This window comes from Chryseolinea lacunae, from assembly GCF_016735595.1.
Classification (GTDB): Bacteria; Bacteroidota; Bacteroidia; order Cytophagales; family Cyclobacteriaceae; genus Chryseolinea; species Chryseolinea lacunae.
Genome location: NZ_JAERRB010000014.1, coordinates 126271 through 140080 on the forward strand (window position 1 = coordinate 126271; position 13810 = coordinate 140080).

The 13810-nt window shown below is 51.3% G+C and carries 13 protein-coding genes; 5 read left to right on the forward strand and 8 right to left on the reverse strand.

What is annotated here, in order from left to right:
- Entirely contained in the window at positions 1-1005 is a 1005-nt protein-coding gene (locus tag JI741_RS28110) for an MlaD family protein (RefSeq protein WP_202015379.1), read from the forward strand.
- Positions 1006-1026: 21 nt separating this feature from the next.
- On the opposite strand, the gene JI741_RS28115 is transcribed toward JI741_RS28110, so the two are convergent.
- The 4 genes from JI741_RS28115 to JI741_RS28130 form a co-directional block, all read right to left on the reverse strand.
- Positions 1027-3543, reverse strand: coding sequence for a penicillin-binding protein 1A (locus JI741_RS28115; protein ID WP_202015383.1), 2517 nt, complete (start codon positions 3541-3543; stop codon positions 1027-1029).
- A gap of 146 nt (positions 3544-3689) precedes the next feature.
- Positions 3690-4616, reverse strand: coding sequence for an aspartyl protease family protein (locus tag JI741_RS28120; RefSeq protein ID WP_202015385.1), 927 nt, complete (start codon positions 4614-4616; stop codon positions 3690-3692).
- A 436-nt stretch (positions 4617-5052) separates the two neighbouring features.
- Complete coding sequence (locus JI741_RS28125; protein WP_236676310.1) at positions 5053-6741, reverse strand: S8 family peptidase; 1689 nt, start codon at positions 6739-6741, stop codon at positions 5053-5055.
- A 322-nt stretch (positions 6742-7063) separates the two neighbouring features.
- Positions 7064-7702: a GyrI-like domain-containing protein gene (locus JI741_RS28130; protein WP_202015387.1), complete on the reverse strand. Its 639-nt coding sequence runs from the start codon at positions 7700-7702 to the stop codon at positions 7064-7066.
- Between the two features lie 140 nt (positions 7703-7842).
- Between JI741_RS28130 and JI741_RS28135 the strand changes: the two genes are divergently transcribed.
- Positions 7843-8301 carry a YybH family protein gene (locus JI741_RS28135; protein ID WP_202015389.1) on the forward strand — a complete coding sequence of 153 codons (459 nt, stop codon included), beginning with the start codon at positions 7843-7845 and terminating at the stop codon, positions 8299-8301.
- A 292-nt stretch (positions 8302-8593) separates the two neighbouring features.
- The gene (locus tag JI741_RS28140; protein WP_202015391.1) at positions 8594-8974 is read left to right on the forward strand and encodes an Hsp20/alpha crystallin family protein; all 381 of its coding nucleotides are present in this window, start codon (positions 8594-8596) and stop codon (positions 8972-8974) included.
- 126 nt (positions 8975-9100) lie between these two features.
- On the opposite strand, the gene JI741_RS28145 is transcribed toward JI741_RS28140, so the two are convergent.
- From JI741_RS28145 to JI741_RS28155, 3 genes are all read right to left on the reverse strand, one after another.
- A complete protein-coding gene (locus JI741_RS28145) occupies positions 9101-9673 on the reverse strand; it encodes an NUMOD4 domain-containing protein (RefSeq protein WP_202015393.1) in 573 nt (190 codons plus the stop codon).
- A gap of 4 nt (positions 9674-9677) precedes the next feature.
- Positions 9678-10583, reverse strand: a complete 906-nt coding sequence (locus JI741_RS28150; protein ID WP_202015395.1) for an aminotransferase class IV — start codon at positions 10581-10583, stop codon at positions 9678-9680.
- A gap of 153 nt (positions 10584-10736) precedes the next feature.
- Entirely contained in the window at positions 10737-11450 is a 714-nt protein-coding gene (locus JI741_RS28155; RefSeq protein ID WP_202015397.1) for a sulfotransferase-like domain-containing protein, read from the reverse strand.
- 50 nt (positions 11451-11500) lie between these two features.
- Here JI741_RS28155 and JI741_RS33250 point away from each other — a divergent pair, with 50 nt between their 5' ends.
- Both JI741_RS33250 and JI741_RS28165 read left to right on the forward strand, forming a co-directional pair.
- A complete protein-coding gene (locus JI741_RS33250; RefSeq protein WP_439647557.1) occupies positions 11501-11956 on the forward strand; it encodes a hypothetical protein in 456 nt (151 codons plus the stop codon).
- A 113-nt stretch (positions 11957-12069) separates the two neighbouring features.
- Positions 12070-12405, forward strand: a complete 336-nt coding sequence (locus JI741_RS28165; RefSeq protein ID WP_202015401.1) for a single-stranded DNA-binding protein — start codon at positions 12070-12072, stop codon at positions 12403-12405.
- A gap of 207 nt (positions 12406-12612) precedes the next feature.
- Here JI741_RS28165 and JI741_RS28170 read toward each other — a convergent pair whose 3' ends face one another.
- Positions 12613-13701, reverse strand: coding sequence for a hypothetical protein (locus JI741_RS28170; protein ID WP_202015403.1), 1089 nt, complete (start codon positions 13699-13701; stop codon positions 12613-12615).
- Between the last annotated feature and the right edge of the window lie 109 nt (positions 13702-13810).

Sequence of the window (13810 nt, forward strand, 5' to 3'; positions counted from 1 at the left end):
ATGGAAAACAACGAGACAAGACAAAATATAAAACTGGGTGCGTTTGTGCTGGGTGGCATTCTGCTCTTCATCATCACCCTGTTCTACATCGGCAAGGAAAACACCGTGTTCAACAAAACCTTTACGATCTCTGCCGTCTTCAAAAACATTGAGGGCCTGAAAGAAGGCGACAAAGTATGGCTGTCGGGTGTGAAGATCGGAACGGTGAAGCACGTGCAGATCATCTCCGAAGGAAAAGTGGTGGTCGCACTTTCGTTGCGCGACAAACAAAATGAATTCATCAAGAAAAACGCCACTGCCTTTATCGGTTCCGATGGTCTGGTGGGAAACAAGATCGTGGTGATCCGGCCCGGCAATGTTGCCCAAATTATTCAGGACAACGACACCATCAATTCGTTTTCACCTACCGACACGCAGGAACTCATCAACATCGCCAAAGACGTAGGCGCCAACACCCGCGACCTTACTGACGATCTGAAAACCATTACGGCCAAACTGAAAAAAGGCGAAGGCCTGGTGGGCGAGTTGCTGCAGGATGGACCTATCTCGCAAGACTTGCGGCAGGCCGTGGTGTCTCTGAAAAATGCGGGCGAGAATACAAACCGCGCCACGGAAGATCTTAAGCACATGCTGAAAGAAATCAACTCCGGCGATGGCCTGGTTACCAAACTCATCACCGACACCACTTATGCCGCCACGTTCGAAAAGGCGTTGGCCAATGTGGCCGAGGTTGGAAAGAACTCAAAACAAATGTCGGAAGATCTGAAAGCTGTCATCTCTAAAATCAACAGCAACGACAACGCTATCGGTGTGTTGCTTGCCGACACGGCTTTTGCCAACAAACTGAAAGTGACCCTGGGCAACGCCGAGTCGGCTTCGCTGAAGCTAGACCAAAACATGGAAGCGCTGAAACACAACTTCCTGCTGCGGGGCTATTTCAGAAAACAAAAGAAGGCAGAAGAGAAAGCAAAAGAAGAGCAAGCCAAGCAGAATCAACCCAATTGATCTGACGCTGCGCCGCATCGTTTAGCCACCCAGCACTTTGATGGCACTCACATTGGCGGTGTCGGGCTGACTGGCGCGCATCATTTTGAGCTTGCGTTTGTAGAGCGTTTCCAGAAACGTTTCGTTCGGTGGCGCCTTCGAGGTGTCGGCCAGCATAATGGAATCGCGCTTCATCACTTTCACTTTGATCTGGGCAATGAGCGTGTCGCTTAGCTCGTAGAGATCGCAGTTCAATTCCTGTTGCAGGGTGTTGGGCAGGTTTTTGAATTTTGCTTCCGAGAGTGGTTTAAATTTTTCATCCTGGTTCACATGCTTCAGGAAGTAGCCCACCATTGGCAACGCGGTGTTCGAGCCTTGGCCCAGTTCGGTCAGGCGGAAGCGGATGCGCGGATCGTCGGCACCCACCCATGTGCCCATCACCAGGTTGGGTGTCATGGCCATGAACCAACCGTCGGCGTTGGCCTGGGTTGTTCCGGTTTTGCCGGCCACGTCGTTATAGATGCCATAGCGCCACCGCAGGCGTGAGGCTGTGCCTTCGTGCACCACGGTTTGCATCATGCGCGTTACCAGTTGCGCCGTTTCTTTCGAGAGCGCGCGCTTGCCGGTGCCTTCGGGTTTAAAATCCGTATATACTTTTCCTTCGAGGTCGCGAATGTTCTCCACATAATACGGGAAGTTGGCCACGCCTTCGTTGGCGATGCAGGCATAAGCGCCCGTCATCTCCATCAACGAAATGGACGAAGAGCCCAAAGCAATAGAGGGCACATCGGGCATCTCGCTGCTGATGCCCATCTTGCGCGCCAGGGCGATTGTATTGTCCACACCGGCCAGTTGAATGAGCTTCACGGCCACCGTGTTCACCGAATAGGCCAGCGCACCACGCATGGTATATTCTACCTGATAATCGTTCTGCGAATTTCGCGGCGTCCATTTTTCACCTTCCTTGTCGATGTAGGTTTGCTGACCAGCCGAAATCAATTCGCAAGGGGGCACACCTTTCTCGATGGCCATGGCATACACGATGGGTTTGAATGTGGAACCTACCTGTCGCTTTGTCGAGGTCTTCACGTGGTCGTATTGAAAGAAGTCGTGCTCGATGCCGCCCACCCAGGCCTTCACTTTTCCGGTTCCGGGTTCCATGGCCAGGAAGCCGGCGTTGAGGTATTGCAAGTGGTGGATGATTGAATCGATGGGACTCACTTCGGCATCTTCTTCGCCCTTCCACGTGAACATGCGCATGGGTATGGGCTTTTTCAGAATGGCCATGATTTCTTTCTCCGACAAGTCGCGTTGCTTCAGCTGCCGGTAGCGCGACGAGCGGTGAATGGCTTCCGTCAACACTTCTTCGCGACCTTTCCAGGGTTTGTCTTTTCCCCAATGGTCGAAGAACTGTTTCTGCACATCTGTCATTTGTTGCGTCACGGCTTTTTCGGCATAGTCTTGCAGGCGCGAGTCGATGGTGGTGTAGATCTTTAAACCGTCGGTATAGAGGTTGTAGGTGGACCCATCTTCGTGTGTGTTGTTCTTGCACCAGTTCAGCAACTCTGCCTTCAGGAATTCGCGGAAGTAGGGGGCCAGTCCCTGGTGATGTGAAATCTTGTTATACTTCAATTCAATGGGCACCACCTGCAGCGAATCGGCTTTGGACTCGGTCACAAAATTATACTTCACCATCTGGCGAAGCACCACGTTGCGCCGGTTGAAGGCGCGGTCGGGATAGGTTCGTGGATTGTAGTAGGTCGTGGCTTTCAACATACCGACAAGCACAGCCGCCTGGTCGAGTGTGAGATCTTTTGCCGTGGAGGAATAGAACCGTTGGGCTGCGGCCTGTATGCCAAACGTGTTGTCGGCAAACGGAATGGTGTTGAGGTAAAGGGTGATGAGTTCTTTCTTGGAATAGATGCTCTCCAGCCTGCGCGCCGTGATGGCCTCGCGCATTTTGTTGATGAGCATAGACAGTACCCAGTAGCGCCTTCGCGGATAAAGATTTTTTGACAGCTGTTGTGTGATGGTGCTGCCGCCCCCCGACGATTCGTCCTGTTGCAAAATGGATTTCACCAGCACGCGTCCGAGGCTGATGTAGTCCACGCCTTCGTGTTCATAGAAGCGCACGTCTTCGGTGGCAATGAGGGCATCCATCACCATGGGCGAGATGTCTTCGTATTTCACTTCGGTGCGATCCTGAATATAGTAGCGGCCCAGCAGCACACTGTCGGCGCTGTATACTTCGGAGGCCACCTGGTTTTGAATGTTCCGGAGTTCGCGTTTGCTGGGCACTTCAATCCACACCACCAGCATGAGCAACAGGAACAACCCCACGGGCGGCCCGAGAATGAGGGTCCATCGCCTGGCTTTGGGATGGGTTCTGTAATATTCCCGGATTCGGTCGTACTGTGTGCGCAGGAAATGCCGTAGCGGGCGAATTTTCCGCAGAAACTGAATGTAGAAATATTGAATACTACGCGTTAGCCGCTTGAATTGCTCTTCCATAAAACCCGACACGTCGTCTAACCGGGGGCGGAAGATAGTGAGTGCCAAACTAGGGCGCAAATGAATTCAACGTCGGGCGACAGGGTCGGCGGCAGTGCGAAAAGGGAGCCGTTAAACCCCTGAAAAACGTGGTCTATAGGCATTGGTGTAAAATCTTTTCTTGAAGCGCCGTGGAGCAACCGTTGTAACACCGTTCAGATGCGGTTGACCCTTCCTTTTTTGATGCCCACATAGGCCTGGCAATAGTTCAACACAATGGAATAGTTCCGCATCACCTGCATACCCACCGAAGCATAGTTGTGCCACTGCGAATAGACAATGCCCGCAGGTGGTTCGGCGATTTCAAAGGCCTCCATCAGCAGCCGATCCGGATAGGCCTCCGACCCTTCGATGTTGCCGTTGATGCCGCGGCCCAGCACACCTTTCGGAAAGCTCTCGGGATACCGTTTCAGGTCGGTGGTCTTCAGCAACAACCCCAGCGACGAGCCCGTGTCGATCATCAGCTCGCATGCCTGTCCTTCCTGGCCATTAAAAAAAACTCGTGAGCGGATCATGGGCCGCGAGTCTACGATGCGAATGGGAATGCGCTCGTATTGCTCCGGCATCACCGCCCGCCACGCCCGACGAAACGTGATGATTTGATCGGCGAAGTTCAACTCCACTTCAAATTTTATAAAGATGTCGTAGCCAATGATGCCGTGCACTTTGTGATAGCCGCTAAAAACATTCTGGTTCGGCACCACCACCACCGGAATGCGCTCGCCGATCACCTCCGCGATCGACACCTTGTTGCTGAGCGACAAACTGCCCACCACGGGTTTGCCTTGTCCAAGGCCGGAGAACTTCACTTTCCGGTTCACCTGAAAGTCGAACAGTTTTTCGAAACGTTTGCCAAACAACACCAGGTTCCGGCAGCCCGTGTCGAGGATGAGGTTCACGTGCACCGTGTCGTTCAGCACCACCGGCAGCAAGATGAGACCGCGAACGCTATGGTAGTGAAACGACACCTCGCGTACCGAGTCGGGTATGGAAAAGCCTACGTTGGCCAAGGTGTTTTTGTTGCAGAGCAATGCTGTCAACAGCAGGGCATTGAAGAGAGAAAGTTTGATGAAGGTTTTCATGGGGAGTGGATTTCTGATAGAAAAGCTACTCCCCTCATCAACCCTGTGAAACACGTGAGAAGGCTGATTTTTTTCACCCTCTAAAAACACGCCTGCAGAGAGCGCCCGCAAGGTTACAGGCGAAAACGGTAGGCACCTCGGTAATTACAAATCGAAACCTTCACGCGAAAGAGGGGATTTTCGCAGGGGAAACGATCAATAAAAAAATGTGATCACCATCATCACATCATTTCTGTTTCGATACCGAACGATTTGTGTTCGCTTATTTCGGCAAGCATTCATCAAACCCGGGAAAAGTCATCACAAATCACCGCATCAAATTTTTTTTAGGGTGATGATCGATCCTAAAAAGAAAAAGGCGTGATGTGGATCACGCCTTTTTCAGGTGTTGGTGCGCGGCATGGTGTGGCCGGCGGGAAAAATTTTCGTCGATACTTTATTTTGGAGTCGATGCTTTCCACGACTCGGCCAGCTTCAACGCTTCGTAGGCGTTGATCAATCCGCCGGTGATGCTCAGTTGGCTCACCGTCACTTCGTCGGTGGTGCCGGGCTTGGTCACTTTCAAATGATCGAACTTGCGCGTCGATTGTGAGAGAATGGTTTTCACCTGGTCGGCCGTGAGGTCGGGATAATACGAGAACAACAACGCGGCAACGCCCACCACCGTGGGACACGCCATGCTGGTGCCTTGCAGGTCTTCATAGCCGTTGCCTGGAATGGTGGAATAGATCTCCACGCCGGGCGCAAACACATCGACCGACTTCTTGCCATAGTTGGAGAAGGATGCCACAAAGTTTTCGTTGTCGCCCCACGACGAAGCACCGATCTCAAGCCACGACTTCACCTCGCCACCTTTCAACAAGGTTCGCGTCGGAAAATTAGCTTCAACATCCAGGTCGTCGCCGTCGTTGCCGGCAGCATGCACCAGCAGCACGCCTTTTGACGCGGCATATTTCACGGCGGCGTCTACAATCTCTTTGTTGGGCGAGAATTTTTTGCCAAAGCTCATGTTCACCACCTGCGCGCCGTTGTCAACCGCATAGCGGATGGCGTTGGCCACATCCTTGTCGCGTTCGTCGCCATTGGGCAAAGCGCGCACCGACATGATGCGCACATTGTCGGCGATGCCTTTAATGCCCAGGTTGTTTTTGCGGTTGGCGCCAATCACGCCGGCAATGTGGGTGCCGTGTCGCGCATAAGGACCTTCCACATCGTTGTTGCCATAATTTTTTTCGTTCACATCGTTGGGGTTGTCGCCCACAATGTCGCGCGAGTTGAAGGTCTGGTTGTAGCCGTAGTCAACCGCCACGCTATAGTGGTCCACACCTTCTTTCAATTGCTTCAGGTATTCTTCCAGTTCGTCGAGAAACTCCGTAACGTTTGCATTGTCGTCGGCTTCCTTCAGCACACGGAGCAACGTTTCTTTTGCAAACCGCACGGTGTCGTTCGAACCGTCGAGGGCTGTGAGCGATGCTTTTGTGAGTGGCTTGCCGTCGCCACGCGCCCGCAACGTGCTGTCGCAAAAATTCAGCGTGCCATAGGCATTCATATAGAGTTGATATTGCTGGCTGTATTGATCGTATTGATCCTTGTTGGCTTTGAGGTCGCGGTCGTATTTGGCTTTTACACGCTTCCACAGTTCGTATTCGGCTTTGTTTTTCTTGCCGATCTTTTTTTCGTCAATGTTTTCATACTTAGGTTTCAGGCGTACGTATTCGCGTGTCACTTCATACGTATCGTTTTCGACATTGCCGTTTTTTCCGCCAATGAAGTTCCAGCCATGGATGTCGTCTACGTAGCCGTTCTTGTCGTCGTCGATGCCGTTGCCCGGAATTTCATCTTCGTTGGTCCAGATCACATCTTTCAGATCTTCATGCTCAATATCGATGCCGGTGTCGATCACGGCCACCACCACTGTTTTCGAGGGTTTGCCCTGAAGCAGGGTGGCGTATGCTTTTTCTACACTAAGTCCCTGCACATGGTCGCTGCCGGGATCGCGTAAGAACCAGTCTTTCGGCACCGTTGTCGTATCAGGTTCCGTGCGTGTGTGCTGTGTTGCCCATACATCTTGCGCGGTCAGGCCGGCGAAAACCATAAACAGAAACCCTGCTGCTCTTTTCTTCATAATGACTTGATTTTCAATCAAAATAGGCCGCAATATAGGCGGCGCGGGTTTAAATACCGCGCCCAATTATACCGACGGCTGACAGAATAAAAAGGACAAATTCCCTGCCGATCTTACCTTGGTGCGCCCACGATCGATAGCGACAAGTAAACGGTGTCGCTATGCACCATCTTTGTAAACACAACCACTATGCAGCTTATGATTGGAGTCTTTACAACATTTGTCCTGTTTTTTGCATTGCTGTTCGGATATGCTGACCGCTATAACAACAAACGCCGGGAATCATCGGGAGAGGAAGAGGGTGAACGATTTATGATCCGCGCTAGATTGGGTCGGTCGTTTCCACGGGTTCTCGCAGGATGGTTCTGAGTTTCGCCGACGCAGTTGTTTTATAGTTCGATAAGTATACCTCGCGATGGAGGCCGGCTTTCTTTAGCTGGTGTTCCTCTATGAAGGCGAGCATCTTTTTTAAAGTCGCAGGTTCTTCCGAAAAAGGACCGGTGTGCAACATCTGCACAACCTTCTGCTTTTTTTCTTCATGCCACACTACGTCGCGCATGGCGTCGGTTTTCTTTTTCTGAAACGCGGCATCAATGGCGTCGTCCAACGCCTTGGGTGTAACAAAGTCAGGCAGACGTATCAGCATACGCCATTGCCATTCGCTTCGTGGCACCTTCACCGGCGCTTCTTCCATAGAGGGTCGGCCAAAGCGGTCTTCGTCAAACCACCACATCCCTTCCAGCTTTGCCACGGTGAAATCTTTTTGCTTTGCCTTATACATAAACTTCAACGTATAGGCCACACCATAGAGCGCTCCCACGCGCGTGGCATAGGTTTGCCCCGACGGATCGCCCTGGCCCGCGATAGACAAATAAGCAGCCGGTCCGATGTCGACCAGTTCGGGAGTGGCTTTGGCTGTGTAGTAGGCTTTGTGTGTTTTGGCGAGATCAAGTTTCTCCATACGATTTTCGTTTTGAAACAAAGAACTTCTCCGTCACTGACAACGGTATGTCACCAGTCACGTGGCTTGGGGGGAAAGTGCGCGGAAATTTTTTTGAAACGTTCCTATCGTTTACCTTGAATGGCAAATTGGACGTGCCTATGAAAACAACCTTCTTCCTTGCGGCTGCACTTGGCGTGTTGTCGCAATGTGCCACAAAAGAATTTTCTGGCGAAGACCTGAAGCGCATTGCCAAGAAGAACAACGACGCCCTCGGCCGGTTCTTCATGACGGGCAACGCCGACAGCCTCGCGCTCATGTATGGCGAGCAGGCCACGTTGTGCCCCAACGGCGACGACTTTGTGAAGGGCCGCGACAACATCCGGAAGTTTTGGGCCGACGACATGAAGACCACCAAAACACTGGCCATGGAAACCGAAACCATCACCGTGTCGGGCACCCGGGAAGTGATCTATGAAACAGGCCGCACCCACCTCAACATCCAATACGGCGACACCACTTTCCAAACCACCGTGAAGTACTGCAACGTGTGGCGCGAACAACCCGACGGCACCTATCGCCTGGAGGTAGACATCTGGAATCGCGACAAGAGTAAGTGATTCAAATAAATGTGTATTTCTTTGCCCACGGTGTATAATCGATCGGAACACGGGCTCGATTCGGGAACTATGCCCGCCCGAACTTCCGTTGTAGGGAGTAATGGCCTCAAGCCACAGGGATACTTCATTTATTGACCATCCCAGTCTGGCTCTGATTTAGCGGTTCTGGCAGAATACCGAAACAGACAATGGCCAAAATGACAACACAGCAACCGATTGGAATGACGTTTTGACTGGCCCAATCATTCTGGTATGGAGGTTGTTCGATAAAGACTAGGAAGGAGAAAAAAATATGAAAAGAGAACATTATTTGGAGTTGCTTACTTCTGTGGACGTAATGAACGCTTTGAACGGAGGAAGAACTGAACCCGTAATCAACGTGAAGAAACACGACAACTTCAAGGAGATGCGCGTGAAGGTTCCTGGCATAGATCCTGAAACGATTCAAATAGAAGTTAACAACAATACGGTGTCTGTATACTATGTGCGGAGCTTCACATCGTTTGAGAAAGATCTTCAACTGCCCCACACGGTTTACAACGAACCTCAGCCTTACTTCGTAGACGTGACTAACATTCATGCCCACGTGGAGGGAAGAGAACTTGTGGTAGAGTTTCCGTTCAACCACCTGGCCAGCGGCTATCACAAGAACATTCCCACAACAGAAGAGTAACCGGCGTTTCTGCTGAACATATCACAAAGGCCTGCGCGAACGTGCAGGCCTTTTTTTTATGTCAAAAAAATCCCCCTCTCTGGCGAAAGGGGGAATGGGTTGTTTATGATCAATCAATAGTTATTACTAAACTTTCACGTGTCCCCAGTTTTCACCGGTCTTGATGCGGTGAATCTGCATGTCGGAAACCCTGTATTTTTTGGCGAGGGCTTTCAACGTCGGTTGCTTTTTCGATTTGAAGAGTGCCACCTTGATAGACTTCACTTTGTCGGCCGTGAGTTTGGGGCCTTCATCAGGATTCATGCGCACCATCACGTTGGGATCTTTGAGGGCGTGCTTGATCTGATCGTCGTGCTTCACCCACTTGAGGTTTGCCGATTTGTTGTTTTCTTTTTTGTGATCGACATGGATCACGAAGTTGTAGGTGGGACTGGCTTGTTTGCAAAAGTATTCCGCAACCAGGCGATGGATGTAGTAGTTCTGGCGGGTTTCTTCCCGGCCGATGGTGATGCTCGGATAACCTTGCGTGAGGCGTGGCTTGAGGGCGTAGCCGTCTTCCAGTTTTTCCTTGAAGCTCACAATGCGACCTTTGTCGGAAACGGCATAGCGTTTCGTCGTGGTACCTTTTTTCAGTTTCAACTCCTTCCAGGTTTCACCTGACAAGGCTTTGAATTTGGGTTGTTTGGTTGTTTTCGCCATAGGTTTAAAATAATAAGGGTTCAGATAGTTTGGGTATAAGCAAGTGCAGTTGCGCTTGTATCTTCTCCAGCACGTTCATGCCGGAACGGTTTGTGATCTTGCGTCCATCCATTTCTACCACAGGCGTGAGCTCGCCCATGGTGCCGCTGGCAAATACTTCGTCGGCTGTGTAGAATTCAGTAAGGGAAAGGTTGCGTTCGTGCAAGGCCAGGTTCAGCGAACCACAGATGTCCATCACAAGCTTACGGGTTATGCCGTGAAGACATGCATCGGGATAGGGGGTAAATACTACTCCATCTTTTATCATAAAAAGATTGGTATCGTTAAGTTCTGCTACAAAGCCTTGAGGGTCCAGCATAACGGCAGCATCTACACCCGCTACGTTTGCCTGAAGCTTAGCGAGTATATTGTTTAACAAGTTATTATGATGAACCTTAGAATCCAAGAACTGCGGGTTGTTTCTGCGTTGCGAAGAAGTAATAACGCGAATACCCATAGTGTTGTCATAGACCAGTGGCTTCCACTCTGCCAACACAATGAGGCATGATCCTTTTGTGTTCAGCCGAGGGTCCATGCCCGATGTTACCTTCTCGCCCCGGGTCAGGGTGAGGCGTATGTGTGTGTCGTCACGCATGCCATTGGCCCGCAGTGTTTCAACAATGGCCTGCTTGATCAATGCCCGTGGTGGGATGTCGCGAAAGGCCAGCGCATGTGCCGATGCTTCGAGTCGTTCCAGGTGAAGATCAAGACAGAAGATGCCACCGTCATATACGCGAAGCCCTTCCCACACGGCGTCTCCACCTTGCACCACACTGTCGAACACCGACACCTTGGCGTCGGCGCGATGCACAAGCTTTCCTCCAACATGCACCATGATGTCGGCGTTTCTGGCGTCATACTTTTGTAGCATACGTAGTCTGTGTAATTAACCGCTACGCTACGTGTCTTCTCCATAGCGTAACAGCCTTGCATTTGTTTTGTTTACGGTTCGCCCTTTGTTAAAGCTTAGTGCTGCGGCGGGTAACGGGTCAGATATAAAGATAGAAACTTATCCGACTTTCGATCAAGGTCGTAGCGAAAATGGTAACATCACTTCATAGTGTCGTTGGGCAAGGCTGTTCAATGAATCCAGGTAGGGTGGCAACGGACGATCGCTGGTGGTCTGTCGGCTGAAGCCGGTTGACTGATGGACGTTGGCATACCAATGCGAAGCCCACACACCATCGTATGGCTTGGGACCTGCTGGCCATTGCAACATGGCGGTCATGAAAGGTATGCCGATGCGGTTGCACAACATTCGCAACACCACCTCGGGTTGCTCCACCACCGTGCCCGCGTCGATCACCAGCGGCGTGTGTCCTTGTTCTCTTAAGCGTTTAAACAACGAAGCCTGGTATTCAATGCCGATGTCGCGCAACGTTGGGGCTTCAATCACCTGTGCATAGCTGGCAAGGATCTGTCGCGGGTTGCGGATCAGGAACACATTGGTGAGGTCCGCCAGTTGGGCTTCATTCATTAGCTCCAGGTGATGTGCCATGTTTTTGATGAAGAGCACCGGCGTGCTCCAGGTGCCATACACGTTGCGATACACTTCCTGATCGTCGGGCGGCTGCGCACGCATCACATCTTCCTTGCCGGGATGTTGCGCGCCGCTCTGCCGGAGATAGAACGCATAGAAAGGTTCGTCGAGCACCGTGGTGTCACGCCGTTGTGCGAAAGAATACATGAGGGCTGTGGAGATATTGCGTGGCCCGGAGATGAGGTTGATGCGGATCATGGTGGTGGTGGCGTAAAGCTAAAATACAAATTCGCCGTGTAACCTGAACCATGATGGACGTGATGTGTGTGACCTGCTTTCGGTTACAGTCCGGTGTTTTTGTTTTTGGTCACCAGCCGGCAGTATCCCTTTTCGACGGGAAGATAGCCTTGATCAAAACAAAAGAAATAGCAACGACCGTTGCGTGTTTTAGAGATGTTGGTGAAGTAGGAAAAGTCAAACCCTTTGAGCTTCATTTTTTCGGAACTCACTTTGGCTTTGCCCATCGGGTTAAGGGATTTGAGAATGCGCCGGTTTCGGCGAAGCACCAGGATGATGGTGCGCATGTAGATGGCTTCTTTCCGGTTGAGACGATTGTTGTATTGCGTGCGGCATTGATCGTCACAAAATTTTTTATCCAGCCTGCCCCTCACTTCGGTGCCGCACTCAAGGCAGTATCTGGTATTTTGATCTGGCATATAACGCTGGCGTTGCAAACAACGGTGAACGAATATAACCGAAATTAAACGTTTAACATACGGCTAGCCTTAAATTCTACTTTGATTTTTAGTATCATAAATTTCAGCCCGTAGCCACCCTGTTGGATGCTGTGCTGTTTAAACTTTTAAATGTTAACGATATGAAAAATCTGAGAAACCGAGTCACACTCATTGGTCGCCTGGGCCGCGATCCCGAAGTCCGCGTCTTCGACAGTGGAACAAAAAAAGTGTCGTTCAGTCTGGCCACCGACGATGCCTACAAAAACGACAAAGGCGAAAAAGTGAAAGAGACGCAATGGCACAACCTGGTGGTGTGGGGCAAGCTGGCCGATGTTGCCGAAAAGTATTTGAAGAAAGGACAGGAAATTGCCGTGGAGGGAAAGCTCGTGCACCGCGAGTATGAAAATGCTTCGGGCGAAAAACGCTACATCACCGAAATCACCGTCGGCGAAATGTTAATGTTAGGCGCCAAGTAATAACAACCTGTTGAAGGCCATAGCAAAAAGCCCGGCTCTTGAAAAAGAGACCGGGCTTGTTGGTTGAGGAAACAACAGACGATTATTTTCTACCGCCACCAAAGAACCCGCCGAAGCGAATGCTCGCAAAGAAAAAGCGCCCCACTGCAACTGGATTGCAGTGGGGCGCACAACGCATAATTTTTTTCTGTAGCGTTCTGGTGAATCTCAGAACGTGTAGTTCAGCTTCAATCCAAAGGCAAATGTTTTCAGATCGTTCGTCAGGTAGAACTCCGGCACAAGGTTGAGTTTGGTGCTGCCGATGTCGGACACAAAAAATAGCTTCGCGGTTTTGCCTTTAAAGTAGTCGCCTTGCCGACCCACCTGGTAGCCCAGCCCCAAACCGCCCCACCGCTCGCGGCCACCCGTGCGGTTCCAGTTGTGACTGTAGGCCAGCGACAGAAACGAGTTGACGTGGGTGGAATAGTTTCCCTCGCCCGCCCGCTCAGTGAAAACCATGGCGTTGTAGATAAGCTCCACCCGGTGGTTGAGCCGTTGATAGTGGTCTGCGAAATACAGCGCGAGACTTGTTGACGCTTCCGGATAAAATTTCTCGCGCACAAAGCCCGCGCCTACGCTGGCCGTTAGGCCGATCATGTCGGCGGGATAGTTATAGTCAACCTTCTGTTGTTTGATCTGGTGTTGCTGCACCACCAGGCGGGCCTTGATGCTTTTCTTGCCCAGCGAAACCGAGGCGAGCGAGGCGTCGATGGTGGTGATGAGCTGGCTGTAGTCTTCCTGCGCGAGGGCCTCGAGTCCTGCGAACGATTCGGCATAAAGCCACACGTTCACATCGCGCGTGATCATGGTAATTTCCCACCCGGGAGGAAGCAACCTGAGGATGTTATTTTTTTGCGTGGTGACGGTGGTCACGGTGCTGCCGGGTTGCAACGTGATTTCCTGTTGCTCGTCGGGTTTGTAGATGACGGTTATTTTTTGCGGCACGTTTGTGTCGGCTATGCTCTTGCGCACCACGTCGAGCACTTCGTGGAGGGCTGTGGGAAAATCTTTCAGGAATGCATTGTGTCGTTTGTATCGACGCAAGGCAAACGACACAACGGCGCGATGCTCTGGAAATTCAACGCGCACCGTGTCGGGATGAAAGTTTGCGTTGTGGTCACCGGTGTTGCGTGGATGGTAGTTCACACTGCCGTTGCCGCTTTGCGCCGCGCCATCATGCCACACGGCGAGCAGGAGGGAAGCGAAGGCCATAAACACCAGAATGTTTTTTGTGCTGAAAGGGGTTAAGCTGTTCATGTTTTTTTATGGTTTTGATTTCTTGGTTGTATTTTGTTTTTGCTGGCCAAGCCGATTCCAGGTTCGACCCATGTTGGCGGAACGAAGTGGTTATGAGTCTTTGAAAGTC